The 24,822-nt window shown below is 35.8% G+C and carries 29 protein-coding genes and 3 pseudogenes; 22 read left to right on the top strand and 10 right to left on the bottom strand.

The window, feature by feature from the left end:
* Positions 1 to 36: 36 nt before the first annotated feature.
* On the bottom strand, positions 37 to 216 hold the full coding sequence (locus MKX31_RS21065; RefSeq protein ID WP_064474588.1) for a hypothetical protein: 180 nt from the start codon (positions 214 to 216) through the stop codon (positions 37 to 39).
* A 94-nt stretch (positions 217 to 310) separates the two neighbouring features.
* Between MKX31_RS21065 and MKX31_RS21060 the strand changes: the two genes are divergently transcribed.
* Together MKX31_RS21060 and MKX31_RS21055 are read left to right on the top strand one after the other, a co-directional pair.
* Positions 311 to 1,006 carry a hypothetical protein gene (locus MKX31_RS21060; RefSeq protein WP_098101974.1) on the top strand — a complete coding sequence of 232 codons (696 nt, stop codon included), beginning with the start codon at positions 311 to 313 and terminating at the stop codon, positions 1,004 to 1,006.
* A gap of 83 nt (positions 1,007 to 1,089) precedes the next feature.
* On the top strand, positions 1,090 to 1,512 hold the full coding sequence (locus tag MKX31_RS21055) for a VOC family protein (RefSeq protein ID WP_088048018.1): 423 nt from the start codon (positions 1,090 to 1,092) through the stop codon (positions 1,510 to 1,512).
* 266 nt (positions 1,513 to 1,778) lie between these two features.
* Here MKX31_RS21055 and MKX31_RS21050 read toward each other — a convergent pair whose 3' ends face one another.
* Complete coding sequence (locus MKX31_RS21050; RefSeq protein ID WP_001066680.1) at positions 1,779 to 2,237, bottom strand: universal stress protein; 459 nt, start codon at positions 2,235 to 2,237, stop codon at positions 1,779 to 1,781.
* A gap of 147 nt (positions 2,238 to 2,384) precedes the next feature.
* Between MKX31_RS21050 and MKX31_RS21045 the strand changes: the two genes are divergently transcribed.
* Complete coding sequence (locus MKX31_RS21045; protein ID WP_088048143.1) at positions 2,385 to 3,176, top strand: SDR family oxidoreductase; 792 nt, start codon at positions 2,385 to 2,387, stop codon at positions 3,174 to 3,176.
* Between the two features lie 213 nt (positions 3,177 to 3,389).
* Positions 3,390 to 4,523 (top strand): alanine dehydrogenase, encoded by a 1,134-nt coding sequence (gene ald, locus MKX31_RS21040; protein WP_001219390.1) that lies wholly within the window; start codon positions 3,390 to 3,392, stop codon positions 4,521 to 4,523.
* Between the two features lie 51 nt (positions 4,524 to 4,574).
* Here the strand turns inward: ald and MKX31_RS21035 are convergent, their stop codons facing one another.
* Together MKX31_RS21035 and MKX31_RS21030 are read right to left on the bottom strand one after the other, a co-directional pair.
* On the bottom strand, positions 4,575 to 5,000 hold the full coding sequence (locus tag MKX31_RS21035; protein WP_098101972.1) for a hypothetical protein: 426 nt from the start codon (positions 4,998 to 5,000) through the stop codon (positions 4,575 to 4,577).
* Positions 4,997 to 5,260, bottom strand: coding sequence for a helix-turn-helix transcriptional regulator (locus MKX31_RS21030; RefSeq protein WP_141554606.1), 264 nt, complete (start codon positions 5,258 to 5,260; stop codon positions 4,997 to 4,999). Before MKX31_RS21030 ends, MKX31_RS21035 begins: the two co-directional genes overlap by 4 nt.
* Positions 5,261 to 5,391: 131 nt before the next feature.
* Here MKX31_RS21030 and MKX31_RS21025 point away from each other — a divergent pair, with 131 nt between their 5' ends.
* The 6 genes and pseudogenes from MKX31_RS21025 (at position 5,392) to MKX31_RS21000 (ending at position 7,872) form a co-directional block, all read left to right on the top strand.
* Entirely contained in the window at positions 5,392 to 5,820 is a 429-nt protein-coding gene (locus tag MKX31_RS21025) for a hypothetical protein (RefSeq protein WP_064474593.1), read from the top strand.
* Between the two features lie 43 nt (positions 5,821 to 5,863).
* Positions 5,864 to 6,196 (top strand): annotated as a pseudogene (locus tag MKX31_RS21020) (cupin domain-containing protein).
* On the top strand, positions 6,193 to 6,981 hold the full coding sequence (locus MKX31_RS21015; RefSeq protein WP_064474595.1) for a GNAT family N-acetyltransferase: 789 nt from the start codon (positions 6,193 to 6,195) through the stop codon (positions 6,979 to 6,981). The pseudogene MKX31_RS21020 and the gene MKX31_RS21015 overlap by 4 nt, the downstream one beginning before the upstream one ends.
* A 2-nt stretch (positions 6,982 to 6,983) precedes the next feature.
* A complete protein-coding gene (locus MKX31_RS21010; RefSeq protein ID WP_088048021.1) occupies positions 6,984 to 7,328 on the top strand; it encodes a DUF6176 family protein in 345 nt (114 codons plus the stop codon).
* 92 nt (positions 7,329 to 7,420) lie between these two features.
* Positions 7,421 to 7,602, top strand: a pseudogene (locus tag MKX31_RS21005) (anti sigma factor C-terminal domain-containing protein); the annotation flags it as partial.
* Positions 7,603 to 7,665: 63 nt separating this feature from the next.
* On the top strand, positions 7,666 to 7,872 hold the full coding sequence (locus tag MKX31_RS21000; RefSeq protein WP_001248905.1) for a hypothetical protein: 207 nt from the start codon (positions 7,666 to 7,668) through the stop codon (positions 7,870 to 7,872).
* Positions 7,873 to 7,885: 13 nt separating this feature from the next.
* Here MKX31_RS21000 and MKX31_RS20995 read toward each other — a convergent pair whose 3' ends face one another.
* Positions 7,886 to 8,689: a DUF2785 domain-containing protein gene (locus MKX31_RS20995; protein WP_340981568.1), complete on the bottom strand. Its 804-nt coding sequence runs from the start codon at positions 8,687 to 8,689 to the stop codon at positions 7,886 to 7,888.
* Between the two features lie 118 nt (positions 8,690 to 8,807).
* On the opposite strand from MKX31_RS20995, the pseudogene MKX31_RS20990 reads away from it, so the two are divergent.
* Positions 8,808 to 9,182, top strand: a pseudogene (locus MKX31_RS20990) (hypothetical protein).
* 40 nt (positions 9,183 to 9,222) lie between these two features.
* Here MKX31_RS20990 and pepQ read toward each other — a convergent pair.
* Positions 9,223 to 10,320 carry a Xaa-Pro dipeptidase gene (pepQ, locus tag MKX31_RS20985; protein WP_088048023.1) on the bottom strand — a complete coding sequence of 366 codons (1,098 nt, stop codon included), beginning with the start codon at positions 10,318 to 10,320 and terminating at the stop codon, positions 9,223 to 9,225.
* A gap of 149 nt (positions 10,321 to 10,469) precedes the next feature.
* Between pepQ and MKX31_RS20980 the strand changes: the two genes are divergently transcribed.
* Positions 10,470 to 11,153: a metal-dependent hydrolase gene (locus MKX31_RS20980; protein ID WP_088048024.1), complete on the top strand. Its 684-nt coding sequence runs from the start codon at positions 10,470 to 10,472 to the stop codon at positions 11,151 to 11,153.
* A gap of 40 nt (positions 11,154 to 11,193) precedes the next feature.
* On the opposite strand, the gene MKX31_RS20975 is transcribed toward MKX31_RS20980, so the two are convergent.
* Positions 11,194 to 11,355, bottom strand: a complete 162-nt coding sequence (locus tag MKX31_RS20975) for a hypothetical protein (RefSeq protein WP_088048025.1) — start codon at positions 11,353 to 11,355, stop codon at positions 11,194 to 11,196.
* Between the two features lie 244 nt (positions 11,356 to 11,599).
* Here MKX31_RS20975 and MKX31_RS20970 point away from each other — a divergent pair, with 244 nt between their 5' ends.
* The 4 genes from MKX31_RS20970 (at position 11,600) to MKX31_RS20955 (ending at position 14,754) form a co-directional block, all read left to right on the top strand.
* Positions 11,600 to 12,913 (top strand): CBS domain-containing protein, encoded by a 1,314-nt coding sequence (locus MKX31_RS20970; RefSeq protein ID WP_000201565.1) that lies wholly within the window; start codon positions 11,600 to 11,602, stop codon positions 12,911 to 12,913.
* A 148-nt stretch (positions 12,914 to 13,061) separates the two neighbouring features.
* Entirely contained in the window at positions 13,062 to 13,385 is a 324-nt protein-coding gene (locus MKX31_RS20965) for a hypothetical protein (RefSeq protein WP_064474600.1), read from the top strand.
* Between the two features lie 76 nt (positions 13,386 to 13,461).
* Positions 13,462 to 14,403, top strand: a complete 942-nt coding sequence (locus tag MKX31_RS20960; protein ID WP_064474601.1) for a phosphotransferase enzyme family protein — start codon at positions 13,462 to 13,464, stop codon at positions 14,401 to 14,403.
* Positions 14,404 to 14,490: 87 nt separating this feature from the next.
* Positions 14,491 to 14,754, top strand: a complete 264-nt coding sequence (locus MKX31_RS20955) for a DUF3949 domain-containing protein (protein ID WP_048544372.1) — start codon at positions 14,491 to 14,493, stop codon at positions 14,752 to 14,754.
* Positions 14,755 to 14,771: 17 nt separating this feature from the next.
* Here the strand turns inward: MKX31_RS20955 and MKX31_RS20950 are convergent, their stop codons facing one another.
* The gene (locus MKX31_RS20950; RefSeq protein ID WP_001144772.1) at positions 14,772 to 15,068 is read right to left on the bottom strand and encodes a YtpI family protein; all 297 of its coding nucleotides are present in this window, start codon (positions 15,066 to 15,068) and stop codon (positions 14,772 to 14,774) included.
* A gap of 238 nt (positions 15,069 to 15,306) precedes the next feature.
* Between MKX31_RS20950 and MKX31_RS20945 the strand changes: the two genes are divergently transcribed.
* Positions 15,307 to 16,239, top strand: a complete 933-nt coding sequence (locus MKX31_RS20945) for a DHH family phosphoesterase (RefSeq protein WP_048562137.1) — start codon at positions 15,307 to 15,309, stop codon at positions 16,237 to 16,239.
* 234 nt (positions 16,240 to 16,473) lie between these two features.
* On the opposite strand, the gene ytrI is transcribed toward MKX31_RS20945, so the two are convergent.
* Together ytrI and MKX31_RS20935 are read right to left on the bottom strand one after the other, a co-directional pair.
* Entirely contained in the window at positions 16,474 to 16,977 is a 504-nt protein-coding gene (ytrI, locus tag MKX31_RS20940) for a sporulation membrane protein YtrI (RefSeq protein ID WP_064474603.1), read from the bottom strand.
* Entirely contained in the window at positions 16,974 to 17,387 is a 414-nt protein-coding gene (locus MKX31_RS20935; RefSeq protein ID WP_002008713.1) for a YtrH family sporulation protein, read from the bottom strand. Before MKX31_RS20935 ends, ytrI begins: the two co-directional genes overlap by 4 nt.
* A 42-nt stretch (positions 17,388 to 17,429) precedes the next feature.
* Here MKX31_RS20935 and dnaE point away from each other — a divergent pair, with 42 nt between their 5' ends.
* The 5 genes from dnaE (at position 17,430) to accA (ending at position 24,774) form a co-directional block, all read left to right on the top strand.
* Positions 17,430 to 20,756, top strand: a complete 3,327-nt coding sequence (gene dnaE, locus MKX31_RS20930; RefSeq protein ID WP_064474604.1) for a DNA polymerase III subunit alpha — start codon at positions 17,430 to 17,432, stop codon at positions 20,754 to 20,756.
* A gap of 133 nt (positions 20,757 to 20,889) precedes the next feature.
* On the top strand, positions 20,890 to 22,098 hold the full coding sequence (locus MKX31_RS20925; protein WP_161796084.1) for an NAD(P)-dependent malic enzyme: 1,209 nt from the start codon (positions 20,890 to 20,892) through the stop codon (positions 22,096 to 22,098).
* A 14-nt stretch (positions 22,099 to 22,112) separates the two neighbouring features.
* Positions 22,113 to 22,757: a FadR/GntR family transcriptional regulator gene (locus MKX31_RS20920; RefSeq protein WP_000204434.1), complete on the top strand. Its 645-nt coding sequence runs from the start codon at positions 22,113 to 22,115 to the stop codon at positions 22,755 to 22,757.
* Positions 22,758 to 22,942: 185 nt separating this feature from the next.
* Positions 22,943 to 23,812: an acetyl-CoA carboxylase, carboxyltransferase subunit beta gene (gene accD, locus MKX31_RS20915; RefSeq protein WP_000942866.1), complete on the top strand. Its 870-nt coding sequence runs from the start codon at positions 22,943 to 22,945 to the stop codon at positions 23,810 to 23,812.
* Positions 23,800 to 24,774 carry an acetyl-CoA carboxylase carboxyl transferase subunit alpha gene (gene accA, locus MKX31_RS20910; protein WP_064474605.1) on the top strand — a complete coding sequence of 325 codons (975 nt, stop codon included), beginning with the start codon at positions 23,800 to 23,802 and terminating at the stop codon, positions 24,772 to 24,774. The genes accD and accA overlap by 13 nt, the downstream gene beginning before the upstream one ends.
* The last annotated feature ends 48 nt before the right edge of the window (positions 24,775 to 24,822 follow it).

Here is a 24,822-nt window from a genome sequence, read left to right as displayed (position 1 = left end):
GAAGCGTACCTTTTTTGTGATTTTTATAGCTTAAAGTTAATCATACTTATGCCGATCTTCTGTAATTCGAATATACTCAATATCCATCAAATCACGTAGTAATGCACCATTACTTAGTTCCACACCATGTTTTTCTTTAAAATGTGTACGGATTGTATGTAACATTTCGAGCTCTTTCCCGTTCACATCTAAAATAATACGTTCAGAATCATTCATGTAGCATCCTCCTTTTTTAACATATATATTTTGTCCGTCTATTTCTAAAAAATGTATGTTAACCTAAAGTTAGGAAATCAGAAAGGAATGGACAATGAGACGTATTTATTTTATAGGGATAATTTTGTACACGCTAATTGTATTACATGTTGCATTCCCAAACATCTTTTCATTTAAGGATGTAGAAACAGTACACGTTGGGATATTTATCTTTATTCTATTTGTAGTAGATTGCTGTATTTCAATATGGCTTTCGAAAAGAAAACATGTACAAGATAAAAAAAAAATGGAACGGAAAAAGAGAAAACGTTCATTTTGGATGATGACGTATTGTTTTTCTTTAGCGATTGCTGCTGCTTTTTTTAGTGAGAATATTCCATTGGAAAGATTCGGTATTGGATTTGGAGCGTTCGTATTCGCATACTATTTTTTCGTGCACTTTCTTCCTTATATGAAAGAAAAGCGAGGAGAAGAGGAAGATCCGCTTGTAGAAGAAGCGAGAGAGCAAGAGCATAAGAGAATAGAAGAAGATATAAAGAAGCTCGGAGAACAAAAATGGTATTTAAAATCTAAAATCATATATGTTCTTTGCTTCATTACGCCGCCAATCGGTTATTTGTATGTGTTCTTGCTTCGTAAAAAAATGACAGAAGATGCAAAGCAAACGTACTTAACGATTGCGACGATCATGATGGCATTATGGTCTTTGAAGTTCTTACCGCCATATGTGTTGGCAGTAGCTGTTGTAGTGGTTGTTTGTCTTGTATTTATAGTGAAGTATGTGAAATGAAGAAAAACAAGAACCTGTGTTATTAAGCTAATAGATAGATTAAAGCAAGAAATGTTATACTACAATTTGCTTATTTAGTAATAATAGTTCAATCAATAGTTCATATCGCATTAGTAGTAAAAGACTACGATGAGGCAATAGAGTTCTATACAAAGAAACTAAATTTCACACTAGTCCAAGATATATATCAGCCAGAGCAAAACAAAAGATGGGTAGTGGTATCTCCTCCTGGTTCAGTCGGCACCACAATATTACTGGCTAGAGCATCTAAACCTGAGCAAGATTCCTTTATCGGTAACCAATCAGTCGGCAGAGTTTTTCTTTTCTTAAATACTGACGATTTTTGGAGAGATTATAATGAAATGATTTCAAGAGGAATAGAATTTGTGAGAGAGCCGAAAGAGCAAGAATATGGAATAGTTGCAGTATTCAAGGATTTGTACGGGAATTTATGGGATTTGTTACAACTAAAAGATGACCATCCAATTGCTCAAAGAATTAAGTAGAATACAGTTTAAACTTGATTAAACAATCAATTGAAAAATGAGGATTTTAAAATCCATGCAAGAGTAGAGAAAAAACAGAGAAGATTTATTTTTATGAGTAACATTAAACATCTTTATTCTTCTTACACAGTCGTGAAAAAAGGAGTGGATTACCCACTCCTTTTTTATCATTATTTAACAACATGTATTTATTGTTCATTCAAGCCTAAAGCTTCATTTCCCTTATCCACCAGTAAAACATGTGGACTTGGTGTTTTATTTATAAATTAAAGATCGCCTTGCTCCTCATCACCACGAACAACAAGGACATCGCATTTCGCATAGCGAATAATATGTTCAGAGACGCTACCAATTAGGAAACGCTCAACAGCATTTAAACCAGTTGCACCACACATAATTAAATCTACTTTATGGTTTGGAGCAATTTCTTTTGAAATTTTAGATTTAGGATTACCAAATTCTAATACAGTTTCAATTTTTTCAAGGCCAGCTTCAAGCGCAGTTTTTTTGTAGTCTTCTAATAAGTCTTCTGCAAATAGATTTGCACGTTCAGCGATTGCGCGGCTATAAGCTTCTACTGCTGAGTATGCTTTTACATCAACGATATGAGCAATTGTTAATGTTGCATTGTTACGTTTTGCGACTTGAATTGCTTTTTTAAAAGCTCTTTCTGCTTCTTTAGAACCGTCCACCGCGATTAAAATATTTGTATATGTATTATTCATAGTAAATTCCTCCCAATCATTTTTATTACCGTTTACAACTTTATTATAAAACAAATTTTGGTAATGTGCTTGTCGGAAACGTTACAGAATTTTGAAAACTTTGCTTTAATTCATTTTAGTTGTAATTGGGGCGAGAACTTGTTACATATGAAGTATAGCAATTTAAAAGGAGGCATGTTTGTGAGACACGCGCTCATTACAGCCGGTACGAAAGGTTTAGGAAAGCAAGTAACAGAAAAGTTATTGGCTAAAGGATATTCAGTAACAGTAACATACCATAGCGATATGGCGGCTATGGAAACGATGAAAGAAACATATAAAAATATGGAAGAGCGTCTACAATTCGTGCAAGCGGATGTCACGAAAAAGGAAGATTTACATAAAATAGTAGAAGAAGCGATAAGCCATTTTGGCAAAATTGACTTTTTAATTAATAATGCTGGTCCATATGTATTTGAACGAAAAAAGTTAGTTGATTATGAAGAAGACGAATGGAATGAAATGATTCAGGGTAATTTAACAGCGGTGTTTCATTTGTTGAAACTTGTCGTTCCAGTTATGAGAAAACAGAACTTTGGTCGTATTATTAATTACGGATTCCAAGGGGCAGATAGTGCACCAGGATGGATTTATCGTTCAGCTTTTGCAGCAGCGAAAGTAGGACTTGTTTCATTAACAAAAACAGTTGCTTACGAAGAAGCAGAATATGGTATTACTGCAAATATGGTATGTCCTGGTGATATTATTGGTGAAATGAAAGAAGCGACAATTCAAGAAGCACGTCAGTTGAAAGAACGTAACACACCAATTGGTAGATCTGGAACAGGTGAAGATATCGCAAGAACGATTTCGTTTTTATGTGAGGACGATTCCGATATGATTACCGGTACAATTATTGAAGTAACTGGTGCAGTAGATGTTATTCATAGACATCGATAGAATAAAATAAAGTGAAGTCTCGAATAATTGGACAGTTTATCCTGTATGCTGAGAGGTGCGGATAATACTGTCCTTTAATGTAAGGTTAAATCTATCGGAAAGCTTGTATTAATTTTTGTCAAATATTGAGATATTATGTTAAAATATAAGAGCATAGAAAGCGCTTTAAAAAATGATTCAGGGGTCATTTCATAACTCAAGGGGGAACTAATAATGCGTATCGGTATTCCAACAGAAATTAAAAACAATGAAAACCGCGTGGCGATGACGCCAGCGGGAGCTGTACATTTAGTACAAAATGGTCATGAAGTTTTTGTTCAAAAAGGAGCAGGTATAGGATCAGGCTTTACAGATGAAGAATACGTACAAGCTGGTGCGAAACTTGTTGAAACTGCTGAAGAAGCATGGAATCAAGATATGGTTATGAAGGTAAAAGAGCCAGTTGCAAGTGAATACGGCTATTTCCGCGAAGGTTTAATTTTATTCACATACTTACACTTAGCTCCAGAACCAGAATTAACGAAAGCATTAATTGATAACAAAGTGGTATCAATTGCATACGAAACAGTGCAATTAGACAATCGTTCTTTACCATTACTTGCACCTATGAGTGAAGTAGCTGGTCGTATGTCTGCACAAATCGGTGCACAATTCCTTGAGAAAAACAAAGGTGGTAAAGGTATTTTACTCGCAGGCGTTCCAGGGGTAAAACGCGGCAAAGTAACAATTATCGGCGGTGGTCAAGCTGGTACAAACGCAGCGAAGATTGCAGTAGGTTTAGGTGCAGATGTAACAATCATCGACTTAAGTGCAGAACGTCTTCGTCAATTAGACGACATTTTCGGTAACCAAGTAAAAACGTTAATGTCTAATCCATACAACATTGCAGAAGCTGTAAAAGAGTCTGATCTTGTTATTGGTGCGGTATTAATTCCAGGTGCAAAAGCGCCAAAACTTGTAACAGAAGAAATGATTCAATCAATGGAACCAGGTTCTGTCGTTGTAGATATCGCAATTGACCAAGGTGGTATTTTTGAAACAACTGACCGTATTACAACTCACGACAACCCGACTTACGAAAAACATGGCGTTGTTCATTATGCAGTTGCTAATATGCCAGGAGCAGTTCCACGTACATCAACTCTTGCATTAACAAACGTAACAGTACCATATGCAGTACAAATTGCGAACAAAGGCTACAAAGATGCTTGCTTAGGAAACACTGCATTACTAAAAGGTATTAACACATTAGATGGATACGTAACATTCGAAGCAGTTGCAGAAGCTCATGGCTTACAATACGCTGATGCGAAAGAGCTTCTTGAAAAAGCTCCTGCTTTATCATAATAGAAATACATGTAAGCCCCTCCTTTTGTAAGGAGGGGCTTTTTACTTGGGTTAATTGTCTAGTTTCTTTACAATTCTCAATCCGAACATCATTGTAAAGAAAAGAATGCCGAACAAGTAATACAAGGCATACTCAACTAGTATCATCGAATTTTTGTCAGTGATATATAAAATAAATAGTATCGCAGAACCGATTAAATGAGAGAGGCCGAAAATTTGCGCCATAAGTTTTAAACTCATCTTCTCGATTCTTTCATCCATCTCAGGTAATGGATATTTCTCGGAATCGTTCTTTTTTTTCTTAAAGAATATTCGTTTCACTATGAATAGTATTAAGGCTAAGAGTATGTATACGCCAGCGAATAGAAGGACAGAACTAATCTTTTCTTCATCATTATTATTGAAATAAAGAAAAGTTGAACCTAACAATAAAATGGTAAGATGCGAAATGAACTCTTGATTAAAAGTATTTTTCATTCTTTTTCCTCCCCAGTTTTATCTAATTGAAATAAATCTTCTACTTTACAGTTGAAAAACTCACATAATTTCAATGCTAATTCTAAACTCGGGTTGTATTTATTCTTCTCGATAGCGATGAGGGATTGTCTAGTGATTTGAACAGAGGAAGCTAATTGTTCTTGGGTGATGTCTCTAACGACGCGGAATTGTTTCACCTTATTTTTAATCAAATATACAAAGTCTCCTTTTTGTAAATTTGTTACATTTATCATATCCATTTTTAGGTAATAAGTAAATAAAACTTTACAAAAAGTAAACAAAACTTTACGTAAAATATAGCTTGTTATGATGTTGTTTTTTGTGATAATTTGGAATTAAATGAAAAGTGAAAGTCGATAGAGGGGATTCAATGGGGAGTAAAAATAGGAAGAAAAAGCAAGCCAAAAGACAAAAGTATATAAAGAAAAAACAGGAACAGAACATACCTCTTTCAAAAAAAGTAGTCATTATGATAGAAAAAACATTTCGGTATATTTGTATGGTCCTGTATGTAATTTTGTGTCTTTATTCAGCTAGGGTGTTTTACAGTTTTGGGATAACACCCAATATTATTGAGAATGTTTTTGGATATATCCTTGTCGCAATAGAGTTAGTCTTATTCTTTATATTATTTAATAAAGTATGGCCTAGTCATGAAAGTAAGAGGGATAGGAAAAGCAAAAAGAGCAAAAAATCTTCATCCGATTCAAGCTCATCAAGCGGATTTGGTGATTATAGTAGCAACGATTGTAGCAGCTCAAGTGATGGTGGAGGAGATTGCGGAGGTGGCGGAGACTAAGTTAGTTTTCAGAAGAACGACTAGTGAAAGGGTGAGATGAAATATGGAAACTGTGAATTTATTAGAATTAACAAAGGACATTCAAGATCAACACAAAAATTTCGTCGTTTAAAATGTAAATAATCATTGCTTACGAATCGCCGTATTTACTGGTGAATATGATTGGCACTATCATTCTAATTCGGATGAATTGTTTATTGTGTTAGAGGGAGAACTACTTATCGATTTTGAAGATGGAGAGACGGCGGTTTTAAAGCCAAATGATTCTATCTTAATTCCAGCGTGCAAGATCCATAGAACGAGAGCATTAAAGAGAACAGTAAATCTTTGTTTTGAAAATATAGAAGCTGATACGATTAAAGTGGAGCAGTTATGAAAAAATTATCTGTAGCCGAGTATAGAAAAATCCTTCCGATTTTAGAAAGTAATACAGGAACGACGACGTTTGCTTATGCGGTATGTGACCAAATGATAGATGGTGAGATTTTTGCCAACGAGAAGTTAACAGCAGGATTAATTCGTACAGCTAATGGTATCTATTATTTATTTGGTGATACTTATGATCAAAATTATAACGAAGATTTATTTTCCTATTTAAAAATGGCTATTGAAACAACAGAGAAGAGATTTACACTCTTCACTTCGAGTGACGAGTGGGAAATGATGATTGAAGGGCGTTTTAGTAATGCACTTCGGGACATGCCTCGAATGAAATTCCAACGAGAAATTTCTGAAGAGAGAAAACGAGATGCAAACAAAAATACATATGAAGTGAAGCGTATTGATAAAAGTGATATAGAACGAAGTAGTGAATTTACAGAGGAGTATTATAAAGAATATTGGGGATCAAAAGAGCTATTTTTGAACGGTGGTTTCGGATTTTGTATAGAACAAGATGGGATAATTGTAGCTGAATGTGTTTCGATATTTAGTGGGAATGGATTTGCTGAAATTGATATTGTGACGCAGGAAGCATATCAAGGGAAAGGATTAGCCCAAGCTGTTGCACAACGGTTCATTGAACATTGCACACAAAATGATATTACACCGTGCTGGGATTGTTATGTAGACAATATTCCTTCGCAAAAATTAGCTAGTAAATTAAGTTTTTATAATCCAATAGAATATAGATTGTTTGTACGTAAGAAAACGGGGGAATAAAAATGAATGTGGAGTTAACGAGATTTAAGGTGAAACAAGGTAAAAGTCATCGTGTAGATGAATGGATGCAGCTTCTTAATGGCAATATGAAAGAAGTGCTTTTGACACTAAACGACGAAAAGATGTACGTTGAGACAATTTTCCGGGAAATAAGAGATGGAGAAGAGTACTTATATTGGTATTCTGTGCAAGGAGAAGGCGGGGCTCTTGTCGAAAATTCTCATCATGAAATTGATAAAAAGCACTTAGCGTTTTGGTATGAATGTATTGATGAAGAAGCACGGTCTGTTGATATGAAAACAGAAGTCGTTATGATTCAAGATGTTGTGAAGGAAGCGATGAAATAATAGAATAGTATGTTGGAGAGAAGTGCATCAAAATAGGTGTGCTTTTTATTTTGAAAAAATTTTAAAAAGAAAAGTGTTATTTAGATATCTTTGAAAATAAAGGAGGATGTCAAAAGAAATTTAGGACAAACTATAATGAGATGAAAACTTCGAATCAAAAGACCTACCAATATACGGTGTAGTTGCAACAGGCAAAACAGAGGATTTACAAAGTTTACAAGGAGCACCATATATTAAGGCTGCTGTTAGAGGTGTAACAGTTGAGAAATATTGATTACAAGCGATAAATGTGAATAATCAGAAAATTTATGTTATAATATGGGAAAAGGAGGTTCATATGAGGCAAATACATGGAGCAATTTATATTTACATAACAATGTTTTTCGTGGCGATATCCTATGGATTAGGGCACGTGTATTCGCATCCTATACTAACTTTTTTGAGCGGAGCATGTATGGCGTTTGCGCTTCTTGTCCACCTTTTCTCAGTTTGGATCGTGAAATTTCAATTAAATATTAGTGAAATAGAAGAAGGCACTTTTTAAAGGGCCTTCTTTTTTAGTAATGTTGGCGAAGTCCTTGTAGTAATTTTTCAATTTCGTATTCAGTTTCTTTACATATAGACATTGTACGTAATCTGAAAAATAAGCTACGTAAGAAAGATTTTATATTTCCGTATAGAAACTCGTACGATTCAATATGTAGTGTTTGTTTTTGGACTGGTAATTGGTCTACTAAGTCATGAAGAGCTGCTATGAGTACTTCTTCCTTTAGACCATTTTGTAGCATTGAGACAATCGGATAAACGAGTCGTTCGTCTTCTTCATGTTTATAGTAAATAGAATGGACACAAACTTTGTTTAATAAAGTTTGTAATATTTCTTCGTAATATAAAGTTTCCAGTTTAGGACTACGAACAAGCGCTTCAAATGTATCAGAAGCATGAGCGATACTGTGTGCCCAGCCGTGGTCTTGAACATATCCACGGAAATCATGTTCATTGTTCATATATAGAATCAATTGATCTTTTACAGTTAAAATATCATTCTGTGATAAGAAATTATATTTTGTATCAGCATCAATAATGAGCGCAAGTAATAATGTCGTAAATGCACGAGTAAATACAGCATCTTCGTCATCCGAATGAATTTTATACAATAAATATTTTTCACTAATGCTTTCTAATAATAGTTTCTGTAATTGTGTGTGTGAAATGTAGTCCTTTTTGATGAGATGGTAAAAAGTAGAGTAAATAAGTTTGTCTCTTAAATAGCTATCGGTAACACCGATATGCTCAAACATATTGGAACTTAAAGAATCAATGTTAAGTGTGTTATCCAATATGTAATTATTATTACGAATTTCTTCTAACTGTTGTTGTAACGTATAAACCTCCTATTTTAGAAAATTCTGTATTTTTATAATATGATAAGAGGGAGAAATAGACAATAAATAAGTGCTTTTGAATGGAGGGGGCATTATGAAGAGAGCGTTATTCTTTTTCATTAGTATTTTCTTTTTAGGAAGTTGTTCGATTTCGTATGTTACTTTTTCTAGCGAGAGCAAAAGTTGGACGGGGCAATATAAAGGGTATATTAAGGATGACAGTGAAGATGGAATGTTTACGTTTCAATATAAGGGCGGAGATGGAAAGACAGAATTTTAAAATTTAGAGATTGCTATTAATGGAGCCTTTAGTGCAATGACAGAAACGTCAGAAGTTCATAAAGGAGCAAGGATTGAAATGAAATCTTCTTGTGTAAGTTGTGCACCTCTATCTAAAGATGAACCGATAGAAGTTGTAATTAAATGGGATGATAAGTATGAGGAGAAGATGGTGTTAAATTTGAAATAGTAGAGAAATAAAAAAAGGCAGCACTTACGCTGCCTTTTTATTATTTCACAAATTGTAATTCTTTCGGGAATTTCGTTAAAATTTCTGACCCGTCTTGTGTGATGTAAATATCATCTTCAATACGAACGCCACCTACGTTTGGTACGTAAATACCTGGCTCGATTGTGAAGACCATACCTTCTTTTAATGGAGACTCGTTACCAGCTTTTACATCTGGATATTCGTGTACGCTAATTCCAAGTCCGTGACCAAGGCGGTGTGGGAAGAAGTCGCCGTAACCTGCATCTGCGATAACAGAACGAGCAGCGTTGTCGATTGCGCCAAGTGTAACACCTGGTTTACATGCTTCAACTGCTTGTAGTTGTCCAGCAAGTACAGTGTTATAAATGCGAGTTTGTTCTTCAGAAATTTCACCGAATGCCACTGTACGTGTAATGTCAGAGCAATAACCTTCAATGATTACGCCTAAATCAAATAGTACGAAATCGCCGCGTTTCATTTTGTTTGCACCTGGAATACCGTGTGGAAGAGCAGAGTTTGCACCTGCTAATACCATCGTATCAAATGACATTTTATGTATGCCTTTTGTTTTTAATTCGTGTTCAATAATTGCTAATACTTCTAGCTCGCTACGATTTTCTTTAATTGCATTTACACCAACTTCAACAGCGTAGTCCGCCATTTTAGCTGCTTCGCGTAAAATAGAAAGTTCTTTTTCATCTTTAATTAAGCGAAGTTCACGAACTTTCTCCTCAGCTGATTTGAAAGCTGCATTTGGGAATAACTTTGTTAATTCTTCGTAGCGCTCTACGTTTAAATGTTCTTTTTCAATTGCAACTGCATTTGCATTGATGCCGCGGTCTTTAATTGCTTTTGCAATCATATCCCATGGTCTGTCAGTATCAGTAAATCCGATAATTTCATGTGCCCAGCCAGCGTTACGCGCTTGACCTTCTTCCATTTTAGGGCAAATTAAAATAGGTTCTTTTTCTTGGAATACAAACATGCCAAGAAGTCTTTCGTGTGGTTCACAGTGGAAGTTTGTCATGTAGAAAACGTTTGGTGTAGAAGTTAAGAACGCAGCTTCTACGTTTTTTTCTTTTAGCCATTGCATTAAATTTTCTAATCTAGCATTCATCGATTGGCACCCCCGAAATATTTAATTACAAATATAACTTTACATCGGAGGAAAGCGTTATGACAAGTAAATCGATGTTAGAAAAGACAGGGAATTGAAAAATCATGTAGAATAAAAAGTGAGAATGTGAATAGGGGAGGAATGTAATAATGAAAGTATCTTATCATGGACATTCAGTTGTAAAAATTGAAACGAATGGAAAAGTGATTTTAATTGATCCATTTTTAACTGGAAATCCGAAGACAGATTTAAAGGCCGAAGATGTAAAAGTAGATGCGATTCTTTTATCACATGGACATGGTGATCATGTTGGAGATACAGTAGAGCTTGCGAAGAAAAATAATGCAGTTGTTGTGGCACCATTTGAACTAGCGACATTTTTAAGTTGGCAAGGTGTAAATACACATCCGATGCATATTGGTGGTTCGCATGAATTTGACTTCGGAAAAGTGAAGTTTACACAAGCATTCCACGGTTCTAGTTATATTGATGAAGAAAATAAGACGATTACATATACAGGTATGCCAGCAGGTATTTTATTTACAGCAGAAGAGAAAACTGTATACCATGCAGGAGATACCGCTCTATTCTCTGATATGAAATTAATAGGGGAACTGAATAACATTGATATAGCGTTTTTACCAATTGGTGATAATTTCACAATGGGACCAGAAGATGCTGTTTTAGCAGCGAAATGGACTCAGGCGAAAACTGTTGTACCGATGCATTACAATACGTTCCCAGTAATTGAACAAGACCCATATCAATTTGTAGAAAAGCTACAAAATTGTACAGGAAAAGTATTAGAAGCTGGAGAAAGTATTACACTATAGAAAAGAAACCCTTCATTTGAAAAGACAAGTGAAGGTTTTTTTACGTGTGTAGGACAGCTTTTAAAGGTTGTACTTGTTTTGATGATTTTTTTCTTTTTGGAAGTGGCTGTTCAGGTGTTTCATTCAATTCCATTGCAACTTTTTTTCCGTCTACGAAAGCTAAAAATACAGCACTTACAACTTCTAATAATTTTTTCATCATATATCCGCTCCTTTGTTTCATTTCTTGTCTTAATTGTATATTGAAGCGGCTGGACAAACTATCGAACGAGATGACAAAACCATTCCATTGTTGTAATAGAAGAAGTAGTGTCATGTAAGCCGTATTTTGTTATAAAAAAAATAGTACAGATATATAAAGAGAGAGTGTAACAGTTTTGAAAATATAGTATACTAAAAATACAACACATGAAGAATTTAGGGAAAAGAAAGTATGGTGAAACCATTTGGCTACCAAGCATAACCAAATTTTAGAACATATTAATGGCCTGCCAGTAGGGCATAAAATTTCTGTAAGGCAAATTGCAAAAGATTTGAGTGTAAGTGAAGGGACAGCTTACCGTGCAATTAAAGATGCAGAAAATAAAGGATATGTTAGTACGATTGAACGTGTCGGAACAATTCGAATTGAACAAAAGAAGAAAGAGAATATTGAAAAGCTGACATATGCAGAAGTCGTTAACATTGTCGATGGTCAAGTACTTGGGGGCAGAGAGGGACTACATAAAACGTTAAATAAATTCGTAATCGGGGCAATGAAATTAGAAGCGATGATGCGCTATACAGAAGCTGGAAACTTACTTATTATCGGTAACCGTACGAACGCACATCAATTAGCGTTAGAAGCCGGAGCTGCGGTATTGATTACGGGCGGATTTGATACGGAAGATCATGTGAAGAAATTAGCAGATGAATTAAAATTGCCGATTATTTCAAGTAGTTACGATACATTTACAGTTGCGACGTTAATTAACCGTGCAATTTACGATCAGCTTATTAAGAAAGAAATTGTCCTCGTTGAAGATATTTTAACGCCAATTGAAGAGACGTTATATTTAAAGCCGAATGATACAGTGCAACAATGGCATGCGTACAATGAAGAAACGATGCATGGGCGTTATCCAATTGTTGATGAAAATAAAAAGGTGTTAGGTATCGTAACTTCAAAAGATATGATTGGTGTAGCGAAAGAAACACCAATTGATAAAGTAATGACAAAGCATCCAATTACGGTAAATGGAAAAATGTCTGTCGCAGCTGCAGCACGTATGATGGTGTGGGAAGGAATTGAGTTACTTCCTGTTGTTGATGAAGGAAATAAACTGCAAGGTATTATTAGCCGTCAAGATGTACTTCAGGCGTTGCAAATGATTCAGCGTCAACCACAAGTCGGTGAAACAATCGATGATATTGTAACGAATCAATTTATGACGCCGAAAGAAGCGAAAAATGAACATTTATATCAATTTTCAGTGACGCCGCAAATGACGAATTCAATCGGAACGTTATCTTACGGTGTATTCGCAACGATTGTGACGGAAGCAACGAATCGCGTTATTCGTGCCCAAAAGAAGAGCGATTTAATTGTTGAGAACTTAACAATTTATTTCGTAAAACCAGTTCAAATTGATAATGTTGTATCCGTACATCCGAAAGTATTAGAAATTGGGCGTAAATTTGGTAAGGTTGATGTAGAAGTGCATCATGAAGGCAATGTTGTCGGGAAAGCATTACTTATGGTGCAGTTGATCGATAAATAAAAAGATGGAGCAGACCGCTTTGGTTTGTTCCATCTTTTTTGTTAAAAGGATAGAAACAAAAAATAAATAACGTATCATTTCATATTTATAATAAAAATACTAAACAATTTGAAGATGTGGAAATGGAATAGTGATAAGGAGGAAGCGAATGGGCGGAATTCTTTTCTTTTTAGTTGTCATATGTTTCATCATTATTCATGTGTTAACGCATAGAAGAATGGACGCTATTAAAAAGAGGCTTTATTTTGTAAGTTTGACTCTTGCTAGTATAGGTGCCTTGATTCCTATATCAGGAGAAAATGAGCCGGATTTTCTTTACTTTGGTGTACCGGCTGAAACGTTTGTTTATTATGGTGGGTGGGAATGTTGGTTTAATCCATTAGTTTTTTTCTTTAACTTTATTTTGTTTTATTGGATTTTGAAGCTATTGTTTAAGTTACGTAAGAGTTCGGATAGAGAAGTGAAAAAATAGAAGGATATGTATCAATGTGGATAGAAAATTGGTTGTTAGTCGATTACGCTTCACTAGAGGAACTAGGGGGAGAAGGATGGATTTTCACACTAAAGAGCAGTTATGTAAGCAATATAATTTAAATAGTTTTACGAAAGTTTCATTGTTACATGGGGGAGAAAATCAAACATATATATTCGAATCGGACAAAAATAAATTTGTAGTTAGGCAGTACAGAGAAGGACGTTATACATGCGAGCAAATAGAGGCTGAAATACATTGGTTAATAGCGATGCAAAAACAAATGTTAGTACCAGAAGTAGTGGTAAATAAAAATGGTGATTGGATTACATCTGTTATGAAAGATGAAGGGAATATCCAGTATTTTGTTGTCTTTAGGTTTATAAACGGAAGTGAAATTTTAGAACTAAGGGATAGGGACTATGAAAAACTCGGATCATTAATGCGAAAGTTTCATGAAAAAACAAATGAAGTGCTCAAAAGAGTGCCGCAAACTTGGAGAGGTTATGAAAGGCCTATATATAGTGAGAAAAAGATAATCCACGAGCCTTTACAACGATTACTAAATGCTTCATTTCTATCGAATGCGGATAAGCATAAGTGCATAAGAATTGCAGAAAGAATACAAGAACTTGCAAATTTAACTCAATTAGGAGAAAAACAATTTGTTCATGGTGATATGCATTTTGGCAATATTCTTGTAGACAAAGAGGATTGGTATTTACTCGATTTTGATGAATGTGGATTTGGGTATAAAGAGTTTGATATTGGTGTTCCGAGATTGCATTTAATTGCTTCGGGACAGTTAGAAGACGCATGGGGGAATTTCATGATGGGATATGGGGAAAATATTTCGGAAGCAGCTATTCGACTTGGGACTGCTTCGAGAATTTTTTATATGGCGGGAAAGATTCCGTTAAGGATTGATATCGAACCTATTAGAAAAGATCCTGGTGCTTTTATTCGGCGATATGTTCAGTATGCTGAAAAAGAGTTATGTGGAGAGACGGTTACATAAAGAAGACAGAATAGTAATTCAATTAGGTTGTATATTATGTTATAATTCAATTGTAAGAAAATGGATTTCAGGAAGGTGGTATGCATTATGTCATCAGAAGTGCTCTTTTTTGGTGGAATCGCACTCTTTTACTTTCTTGTGATGATACCGTTTCAATATTTATACTTACAAGGTTTACATGAAAAAAAGAAACGAACAGGATTATCTCAGCGAGAACTATATGAAAAAATGTCTTTTGAAGAAGAACAATTACATTTTCACGTACAAGGCAACCCCTTTAATATACCTTCTGCTTTTGTTGCATATATGATTTTAAAAGTTAAGGGACGTAAAAAAGCATCACAATATTGATGCTTTTTTATGTTGCTTCAGACAGATTCAGCTTCTTCAACTGCTAATGGTAAGAAATGTTTGTATTGGCGAAATCCATTAAATACACTTGCACTACCAAATAGAACAAATAAAACACCAACGATAATTCGAGCGGTTGAAAGTTCTAAAAAGAATTGGTTTATCCCAAAGAATAAGACGAATGAACCAAGTGCCATTGCGGATTTTCCAGAGAGCCAACCTTTCTCCATTGGGCGGTTTGTACGAAAGTATTTTGTTTTGTAGAAGAGGTACAACATAAATGAGACGATAATACAGAAGACTAATACTGGCATAATGCACACTCCCATCGCTTTGTGAAAAATAATAGTGGAGAAAAAAGAAATATCTAAACTTTCTAACTTTTATTATAAAGCAATTGTTCGCATGTATGAAATACTTTCCGTTATAATGGAGGATAAAGTGAAGCTTTAATTAGTGTGAGGATGTTTCTGCGCTAATGATTTGCCCGCACCAATTGGGCTTTTACTGCACGTTAAAGTGAAGAAGTTGAGTGAAAAGGAGATTATACATATGCATGAGCAAATTTTAGGAGCAATTAAAGAGTTTGATACAATTATTATTCATCGTCATGTGCGTCCAGATCCAGATGCATTAGGTTCACAGGGCGGTCTGGGTACAATTCTACAAGAATCGTTTCCAGAGAAAAATATTTATACGGTTGGGTACAATGAACCGTCACTAGAATATTTACGAGTAATGGATGATATTGAAGATAGTGTATATGAAAATGCACTTGTTATCGTATGTGATACTGCGAACCAAGAACGTGTTGACGATCAACGCTATGCAAAAGGGAAGATGTTAATTAAAATTGATCATCATCCGAATGAAGATCCGTACGGAGATATTACATGGGTAGATACGACAGCAAGTTCTACAAGTGAAATGATTTATGAGTTTTACAGTTATGGAAAAGATAAAGGATTACAGATAACGAAAGAAGCAGCTCGTCTTATTTTAGCGGGTATTGTTGGGGATACAGGTCGTTTCTTATTCCCGAATACAACAGCGAAAACACTTCGTTACGTGAGTGAACTTGTTGATATGGATGTGAAGTTCACAGATTTATACAATGAAATGTATAAGACGAAAGAAAAGATTGCTCGTTTAAACGGCTATATTTTACAAAACTTTACGATGGTAGAAGAAGGAGCAGCTTACATTAAATTAACGAAAGAAGTATTAGAAAAGTTTGATGTACTTCCTTCTGAGGCATCTGGCGTTGTTGGAGCACTTGGTAATATTGATGGATTAAAGTCATGGGTTCTATTTTTAGAGGAAGACGATGTGATTCGTGTTCGTCTTCGCTCAAAAGGACCAGTGATAAATAAATTAGCAATGCAATATAATGGCGGAGGGCATCCGATGGCTTCTGGTGCAAAAGCATCTTCTTGGGAAGAAGCGGATCGTCTTTTTGCTGATTTACGTGAGCTGTGTAGATAAAAAATTGTATGTTGAACGAAAAAAGAAGGAGGGCGCTTAAGCCCTTCTTTTTTGTTTTTTAAATGAAACATCAATAAATAGGGGTTTTTTGTTATTTATGAGATTGATTTGATGGAATAATGAAAAACTCCCAAAAACGTCTTTTTTTATGTTTTAAGAGAACCCTCATGACGATAATAAAATAAAAAGCCCCTCCATCTATCGAGTTATATATGTCGATAAAGTGGAGGGATTTTATTTTTCTTTTTCTATAGCAATGCTAATTTCAAGCACGGTATCAAAAGATATTGTATCGACTTTAAAGCGGTATAGACGATCGTAATGTTTATACGTTTTATTTTCGATTGCTTTTTTGAGTAGGTCTTTATTTTTTGCGATACTTTGTATGTTTTTCGTTAAAAGATGCTGGAGGTCATTATGAATAGAAGTGGTCATATTTTCGAGTGTAAGATTGTCTAAATCGTATTTTTCTCGATTGATTATTTTTATTTTAATCTCTTGAATAGTTAAGAGTCGTTTATTTTCTGTATTCAATTTTTCTTGATCTTCGAGAAGGACGTGGAGCTTTGCTTCTTGTTTTTCTATAATTTCTTTTTGTTCTGCTATTTTAATAGCTTGTTCTTCTTGAAAAACACCGTATATGTACAAAAAAATAAACCAGCTCAACACGCCTCCAACAGCAGCACCAGCTAAAACTAAATACCATCTTTTTGCTGTATTGGCACTTGGTACTCTCATACATGTTCCTGCGTTAGCCATTTAATAATAATAAGACCGGTTTGCATACCACCCGTTGCGAAAAAAATAAGGAGAATTTGTTTTACGATATCTTTCATATCTCCGCCAAAGAAACTTCTTTCAAAGCTATAAAAAGTATCAAATGTTCCGCCAATTGCTGCAACGAGTGCCCAAATTCTTAAATTTTGGGCGAATTGATTAATGTAAGTTAGAGTTGGTTTTCCGATAAGAAATGCACCAAATCCACCAATTAATGAACCACCAAGTATAACCCCAAAGGCAATAAAATAACTAATAATAAGCAGAGAGAAAAAAGTATGTTCTCTTACATCCATCGTCATTCCCCTTTCTTCTTCATATATATGGACAAAGTATAAGAAGTATGTTTTGATTTCCGCTTTCCTCATCACCTATAATAAAAGTAGTCAGATTGGTAAAGAGAGGGTACAACAGTGAAGTTTGTGCATTTACAATGTCAAACCGTTTTTAGTTTATTAAAAAGTGCTTGTAAAATTGATGAGCTTGTAGTCAGGGCGAAAGAACTTGGTTTTTCGTCACTCGCTATTACGGACGAAAATGTTATGTATGGCGTTATTCCGTTTTATAAAGCATGTAAGAAACATGGTATACAGCCTATTATCGGCTTAACAGCTTCTATTTTTAGTGAAGAAGAGGAAAAATCTTATCCGCTTGTTTTACTTGCTGAAAATGAAATGGGCTATCAAAATTTATTAAAGATTTCTAGTAGCATTATGACGAAGTCAAAAGAAGGTATTCCGAAAAAGTGGCTTGCCCATTATGCGAAAGGATTAATTGCTATTTCACCAGGTAAAGATGGGGAAATTGAACAATTATTATTAGAAGACAAAGAGAGTCAAGCTGAAGAAGTAGCTCGCATGTATCAAAGTATGTTCGGTAATTTTTATATGAGTTTGCAGCATCATGCGATTCAAGATGAACTGCTCCTGCAAGAGAAATTACCTGTATTTATGAGTAGGATAAATGTTCCAGTCGTTGCGACAAATGATGTACGCTACATCAATCAAAGTGACGCACTTGTTCATGAGTGCTTATTATCTGTTGAAAGTGGAACGAAAATGACTGATCCAGATAGACCAAGGTTGAAAACGGATCAATATTATTTAAAATCATCAGATGAAATGGAAGCACTATTTTCTCACGTAGAAGAAGCGATTTATAACACAGTAGAAATTGCAGAACGTTGCAGAGTAGAAATACCGTTTCATATAAATCAATTACCGAAATTTCCTGTTCCAGCTAACGAGACGAATGATATGTATTTACGCCGCGTTTGTGAAGAAGGTTTGCAGAAACGATATGGTACGCCGAAAGAAGTACATATAAGGCGTTTGAATCATGAATTAACCGTTATTTCTAGTATGGGGTTTAGTGATTATTTCCTCATCGTGTGGGATTTTATGAAGTATGCGCATGAAAATCATATTTTAACAGGACCAGGACGTGGATCGGCAGCTGGCTCACTCGTTTCTTACGTATTAGAAATTACAGATATTGATCCGATTGAATATGATCTATTATTTGAAAGATTTTTAAACCCCGAACGTGTGACACTTCCAGATATTGATATCGATTTTCCAGATATAAGACGTGATGAGATGATTCGATATGTGAAAGATAAATATGGTCAGCTTCGTGTTGCACAAATCGTAACGTTCGGGACGCTTGCAGCGAAAGCGGCAATTAGAGATATTGCGCGTGTAATGGGGCTTCCGCCGCGAGATATTGACATATTCTCAAAACTTATCCCATCAAAGCTCGGTATAACGTTAAAAGATGCATATGAGGAATCGCAATCACTCCGTGAGTTCATACAAGGGAATCTGTTGCATGAGCGTGTGTTTGAAATTGCAAAACGTGTAGAAGGTTTACCACGTCATACGTCTATTCATGCAGCTGGCGTTATTATGAGTCAAGAGCCGTTAACAGGAAGTGTTGCAATTCAAGAAGGGCATAACGATGTGTATGTTACGCAATATCCAGCTGATGCATTAGAAGAACTTGGTTTGTTAAAGATGGATTTTTTAGGATTACGTAATTTAACGTTACTTGAAAATATTATAAAGTTTATCGTGAAAAAGACGGGAACACAAATTGATTTAAGAAATTTACCGCTTCAAGATGAAAAGACGTTCCAATTGTTAGGTAGAGGGGATACAACAGGTGTATTCCAGCTTGAATCAGGTGGTATGCGAAATGTACTTCGCGGGTTAAAACCGAATGAATTTGAAGATATTGTCGCTGTTAACTCGTTATATAGACCAGGACCAATGGAACAAATTCCAACCTTTATTGAATCAAAGCACGGAAAAAGAAAAATTGAATATTTACATCCGGATTTAAAGCCGATTTTAGAAAGAACATACGGTGTAATTGTATACCAAGAACAAATTATGCAAATTGCGTCGAAGTTGGCGGGATTCTCGCTCGGAGAAGCAGATTTATTACGCCGTGCAGTGAGTAAAAAAAATCGTGATATTTTAGATCAGGAACGTAAGCATTTTGTGCAAGGTTGTTTAAAAAACGGTTATGACGAGACATCCGCGGAGAAAATTTACGATTTGATTGTAAGATTTGCGAATTACGGTTTTAACCGAAGTCACGCCGTAGCCTACAGTATGATTGGATATCAGCTTGCCTACTTAAAAGCGAATTATACGTTGGAATTCATGACGGCACTATTATCAAGTGCAATTGGAAATGAAGATAAGATTGTGCAGTATATACGCGAAACGAAGCGAAAAGGTTTTCATGTTTTGCCGCCGTCTCTTCAGAGAAGTGGTTACGATTTCCAAATAGAAGGCAATGCGATACGTTACAGCTTACTTTCCATTCGAAACATCGGAATGGCTACAGTGACAGCATTACTCGAAGAACGAGAGAAAAAAATGTTTGAAGATTTATTTGAATTTTGTCTTCGCATGCCATCAAAGTTTGTAACAGAGCGAAATTTAGAGGCGTTCGTCTGGTCTGGATGTTTTGATGATTTTGGTGTTTCGAGAACAAATTTATGGAAAAGCCTTAAAGGAGCGTTAGAGTACGCAAATCTTGCACGTGATTTAGGAGATGCTGTTCCAAAATCAAAATACGTACAAGGAGAAGAGCTCTCTTTTATTGAACAGTTAAATAAGGAGAAGGAAGCACTAGGTTTTTATTTATCAAGCTATCCGACAGCGCAGTATGTGAAGTTAGCGAAAGAATTAGAAATTCCATCTCTTGCTCAGGCGATGCGACATAAGAAAAAAGTACAAAGGGCTATCGTGTATATAACAAGCGTGAGAGTGATTCGTACGAAAAAGTTGCAAAAGATGGCGTTTATTACATTTTGTGATCAAAATGATGAAATGGAAGCAGTTCTTTTCCCTGAAACGTATATACATTTCTCAGATAAGTTACAAGAAGGAGCAATTGTTTTAGTTGACGGCATGATTGAGCTAAGAAATCATAAGTTACAATGGATTGTAAATGGACTATATCCATTAGAAGAAATGGATGTGTATGAAGAAAAGAAAGACGCATCTGTTTACGTGAAATTGCCGTCTCAGTATGAGAAAAAGCTTTTAAATCAGGTTACTAAAATATTGTTTGACTATTCAGGTTTTGCGAAAGTACTAATTTATTATGAAAAGGAACATAAAATGGTACAATTATCTCGAAGTTTATCGATTCATCCAAGTGAAGAATGTTTAGGAGCACTTCGTGAAATTGTCGGGGAAGAAAATGTGGTTGTGAAAATATAATGGACAATTTCCCTACACTTCGATTATTATAGTAGTAGTGTTCGTGGTCAGACCACTTGGAGAAATTGATATCAGCTAGAATAATTTGAGGAGAGTGGATAGTTTGTCAACACTTCGTGAAGAAGCACTTCACATGCATAAAGTGCATCAAGGAAAATTAGAAACTGTATCAAAAGTAAAAGTAGAAAATGCAAAAGATTTAAGTCTTGCATATTCTCCAGGGGTTGCAGAACCTTGTAAAGAAATTTATGACGATAAAAGTAAGGTATATGAATATACGATGAAGGGAAATATGGTAGCAGTTGTGACAGATGGCACGGCTGTACTTGGTCTTGGTAACATTGGACCTGAAGCATCTCTTCCAGTAATGGAAGGTAAAGCTGTATTATTCAAGAGCTTTGCTGGTGTAGATGCATTCCCAATTGCCTTAAATACAAACGATGTAGATAAAATTGTTGAAACTGTAAAATTAATGGAGCCAACTTTTGGCGGCGTTAACTTAGAGGATATCGCAGCACCAAACTGCTTCATTATTGAAGAACGTTTGAAAAAAGAAACAAATATTCCTATCTTCCATGATGATCAACACGGAACAGCTATCGTAACAGTAGCAGGTCTTGTGAACGCGCTAAAATTAGTTGGAAAGAAAATGTCTGACATTAAAGTTGTCGCAAATGGCGCAGGTGCAGCAGGTATTGCAATTATTAAACTTTTATATCGCTATGGTGTACGCGACATTATTATGTGTGACCGTAAAGGCGCAATCTATGATGGTCGTCCTACAGGTATGAATCCGGTGAAGGATGAAGTTGCAAAATATACAAATAAGAATCGTATCGAAGGTTCTTTAGCTGACGTTGTACAAGGTGCGGACGTATTCATTGGTGTATCTGCAGAAGGTGCATTAACAGAAGAGATGGTTCGTACAATGAATGACGATGCAATTATTTTTGCAATGGCGAATCCAGTTCCAGAAATTATGCCAGAATTGGCAAAAGCAGCGGGCGCAGCTGTTGTTGGAACGGGTCGTTCTGACTTCGCGAACCAAGTAAATAATGTACTAGCGTTCCCTGGTATTTTCCGTGGTGCACTTGACGTACATGCGACACAAATTAACGAAGAAATGAAGATGGCAGCTGTACAGGCTATTGCTGAGCTTGTAGCAGAAGATGAGTTGAATGCAGACTATATCATTCCGGCACCGTTTGACGCGCGTGTAGCGCCTCAAGTGGCAGCTTACGTTGCGAAAGCTGCAATGGAGACAGGAGTAGCTCGCCGTCAAGTAGATCCAAATGAGATTGCTGAGAAAACAAAACAATTAGCGCTGATTGGTAAAGAATAAGCGAGGAATTTCCATTGACATCATCAAATACAAAAGTATATCTCGAAATTGTAAAAAAAATCCGTTCCATTATGGAAGAAGATGGATTGGTGGCAGGGGATCGTTTGCCGTCTGAGCGTGAGTTAAGTTCACGTTTAAACGTAGGGCGTTCCTCTGTAAGAGAAGCATTGCGTGCTTTAGAACTGGTAGGATTGATTGAAACGAGACGTGGTGAAGGGACGTTTATTCGAAACTTTTACGATAACGGTCTTGTACAATTGATTGCGCCGTTCTTACTGCAAGATGAGAAAACAATTCGTGATTTATTACAAACAAAACGATTGCTTGAGAAAGATATGATTCGAATTGTATGTAATTTGCCGAAAGAAACGTTTTCTAAAGTGCTAAGAAAATTAAATCAAGTGCTTGAAGAAAATGAAAATTCAATTCCGATGCTTCATCAAACGTTCTTTAAAACACTCATTGAACAAGTCGATAATTATTTACTATATCGCATTTGGATGATCGTAAATGATTACGTATCAACTCTTTCTTGTGAAGTTTCAGGAGATTCTATCGATATGTATAGAAAGCTTTATGCTACTTTGGAAGAAAAACAAGAAAATGATGCACTAAAAATTTACGATGAATTAGTAGAGAATATACAGTTTCACTCGTAATGTATAAAATTTGTCGAAATGACCATGACACGTTATGACAAACATTCTATCGCGTAGCGGTTAAAGTTAAACGTAAAGAGTGAGGTTATTAGACAGATTGAGAAGATAAGGCTAACATCAAACTTTGGTGTTAGCCCAATTTTCTTCTTGCGCTAACCTTAGCTCTCAACGAAGGGGGTCAAATTGTGCTAAGAGATTTATTCGTGAAAAAGAAAAAGTACGCTGCAATACCTTCAGAACAAGTACGAAAAGATGTACCAGATGGCGTTATGACAAAATGTCCGAAATGTAAAAAAATCATGTATACGAAAGAGCTTCTAAAAAATTTAAAAGTATGTGTGAATTGTGGATATCATCATCCTATGAATGCATGGGAACGTCTTGATAGTATATTGGATGAAGGGTCATTCCGTGAGTATGACAAAGAAATGGTTTCATTAAATCCACTCGAGTTTCCAGGATACGAAGAGAAACTAGAGAGCGATCGTAAGAAGACTAAATTGAACGAAGCGGTTGTAACTGGTGAAGGAACAATTGATGACATGCTTGTTGTTGTTGCAGTAATGGATTCTCGTTTTCGAATGGGCAGCATGGGCTCTGTTGTAGGAGAGAAAATTGCCCGTGCAGTTGAAAAAGCATACGACTTACAAGTTCCATTTATTATCTTTACTGCGTCGGGTGGTGCCCGTATGCAAGAAGGGATATTAAGTTTAATGCAAATGGCAAAAACAAGCGTAGCTTTGAAAAAGCATAGTAATGCAGGAGGGTTATTTATTTCTGTTATGACTCACCCAACGACGGGCGGGGTTTCAGCGAGTTTCGCTTCACTTGGTGATTACAATCTTGCAGAGCCAGGTGCACTTATCGGATTTGCTGGTAGACGTGTAATTGAACAAACAGTGCGTGAAAAACTACCGGAAGATTTCCAAACGGCAGAATTTTTATTAGAGCACGGTCAATTAGATGCGGTTGTGCATCGTGATGATATGAGAGAATCGCTCCGTAAGATTTTAGAAGTTCATCAAGGAGGGGAAATGGCTGTATGGCAGAGCTAGAATTTGAGAAACCAGTTGTTGAGCTAAGAAATAAGATTCGTGAACTGAAAGACTATACGAAAAACAGCCAGATGGACTTCAGTGAGGAGATTCGTATTTTGGAAGACAAGCTAGAAAAATTAGAGGAAGATATATACGGCAATATGAAAGTATGGGACCGTGTTCAAATTGCTCGTCATGCAGAACGACCGACAACGCTCGATTATATTGAGCACTTATTTACTAATTTTTTTGAATGTCATGGAGATCGCCTATTTGGCGACGATGCAGCGATTGTCGGCGGCATTGCGAAATATAAGGGGATGCCTGTAACTGTAATTGGGCACCAACGCGGAAAAGATACGAAAGAAAATATTCGTCGTAATTTTGGGATGCCTCATCCAGAAGGATATCGAAAAGCACTGCGTCTAATGAAACAAGCGGAAAAGTTTAATCGTCCTATTATTTGTTTCATCGATACGAAGGGAGCTTACCCTGGTAAAGCAGCTGAAGAACGTGGACAAAGTGAGGCGATTGCCCGTAATTTATTTGAAATGGCGGGTTTAACTGTCCCTGTTATTTGTATTGTTATCGGTGAAGGTGGTAGTGGTGGTGCGTTAGGTCTTGGAGTAGGCGATTACATTCATATGCTGGAAAATTCCACGTATTCTGTTATTACACCAGAGGGTGCGGCGGCAATTCTTTGGAAAGACGCTAGTAAAGCAAAAGAAGCTGCAGAAGCGATGAAAATTACAGCATTAGATTTGAAAGAATTAGGTGTAATTGACGAAATTATTCCAGAGGCAAAAGGCGGAGCGCATCGTAATATTTTAAAACAATCAGAAAATATAGATTTAATGCTTAAGAAAACTTTTGAACAATTAAGCGGAATTTCGAAAGATGAATTAATCGAAAAACGTTATGAAAAATATATGAAAATTGGGCAAGTTTCGTTTTCAAACGCTTCCATTGGGATAAAATAATAAAAGCGTGCGTTCCTCTTCGCGAATGCACGTTTTTATTATGAAAAG

The organism is Bacillus sp. FSL M8-0063 (genome assembly GCF_038005545.1).
Lineage (GTDB): Bacteria > Bacillota > Bacilli > Bacillales > Bacillaceae_G > Bacillus_A > Bacillus_A wiedmannii.
Note: the sequence above shows the minus strand (reverse complement) of the source record. Positions and strands in the feature narration are given on the sequence as shown.

Excerpts from the sequence above, each read along its gene's own strand:
- MKX31_RS21065 (WP_064474588.1), bottom strand. The coding sequence starts at position 216 with ATGAATGATTCTGAACGTATTATTTTAGATGTGAACGGGAAAGAGCTC.
- MKX31_RS21060 (WP_098101974.1), top strand. The coding sequence starts at position 311 with ATGAGACGTATTTATTTTATAGGGATAATTTTGTACACGCTAATTGTA.
- MKX31_RS21050 (WP_001066680.1), bottom strand. The coding sequence starts at position 2,237 with ATGAATAATACATATACAAATATTTTAATCGCGGTGGACGGTTCTAAA.
- MKX31_RS21045 (WP_088048143.1), top strand. The coding sequence starts at position 2,385 with ATGAAGTATAGCAATTTAAAAGGAGGCATGTTTGTGAGACACGCGCTC.
- ald (WP_001219390.1), top strand. The coding sequence starts at position 3,390 with ATGCGTATCGGTATTCCAACAGAAATTAAAAACAATGAAAACCGCGTG.
- MKX31_RS21035 (WP_098101972.1), bottom strand. The coding sequence starts at position 5,000 with ATGAAAAATACTTTTAATCAAGAGTTCATTTCGCATCTTACCATTTTA.
- MKX31_RS21030 (WP_141554606.1), bottom strand. The coding sequence starts at position 5,260 with ATGGATATGATAAATGTAACAAATTTACAAAAAGGAGACTTTGTATAT.
- MKX31_RS21025 (WP_064474593.1), top strand. The coding sequence starts at position 5,392 with ATGGGGAGTAAAAATAGGAAGAAAAAGCAAGCCAAAAGACAAAAGTAT.
- MKX31_RS21015 (WP_064474595.1), top strand. The coding sequence starts at position 6,193 with ATGAAAAAATTATCTGTAGCCGAGTATAGAAAAATCCTTCCGATTTTA.
- MKX31_RS21010 (WP_088048021.1), top strand. The coding sequence starts at position 6,984 with ATGAATGTGGAGTTAACGAGATTTAAGGTGAAACAAGGTAAAAGTCAT.
- MKX31_RS21000 (WP_001248905.1), top strand. The coding sequence starts at position 7,666 with ATGAGGCAAATACATGGAGCAATTTATATTTACATAACAATGTTTTTC.
- pepQ (WP_088048023.1), bottom strand. The coding sequence starts at position 10,320 with ATGAATGCTAGATTAGAAAATTTAATGCAATGGCTAAAAGAAAAAAAC.
- MKX31_RS20980 (WP_088048024.1), top strand. The coding sequence starts at position 10,470 with ATGAAAGTATCTTATCATGGACATTCAGTTGTAAAAATTGAAACGAAT.
- MKX31_RS20975 (WP_088048025.1), bottom strand. The coding sequence starts at position 11,355 with ATGATGAAAAAATTATTAGAAGTTGTAAGTGCTGTATTTTTAGCTTTC.
- MKX31_RS20965 (WP_064474600.1), top strand. The coding sequence starts at position 13,062 with ATGGGCGGAATTCTTTTCTTTTTAGTTGTCATATGTTTCATCATTATT.
- MKX31_RS20960 (WP_064474601.1), top strand. The coding sequence starts at position 13,462 with ATGGATTTTCACACTAAAGAGCAGTTATGTAAGCAATATAATTTAAAT.
- MKX31_RS20955 (WP_048544372.1), top strand. The coding sequence starts at position 14,491 with ATGTCATCAGAAGTGCTCTTTTTTGGTGGAATCGCACTCTTTTACTTT.
- MKX31_RS20950 (WP_001144772.1), bottom strand. The coding sequence starts at position 15,068 with ATGCCAGTATTAGTCTTCTGTATTATCGTCTCATTTATGTTGTACCTC.
- MKX31_RS20945 (WP_048562137.1), top strand. The coding sequence starts at position 15,307 with ATGCATGAGCAAATTTTAGGAGCAATTAAAGAGTTTGATACAATTATT.
- ytrI (WP_064474603.1), bottom strand. The coding sequence starts at position 16,977 with ATGAGAGTACCAAGTGCCAATACAGCAAAAAGATGGTATTTAGTTTTA.
- MKX31_RS20925 (WP_161796084.1), top strand. The coding sequence starts at position 20,890 with ATGCATAAAGTGCATCAAGGAAAATTAGAAACTGTATCAAAAGTAAAA.
- accA (WP_064474605.1), top strand. The coding sequence starts at position 23,800 with ATGGCAGAGCTAGAATTTGAGAAACCAGTTGTTGAGCTAAGAAATAAG.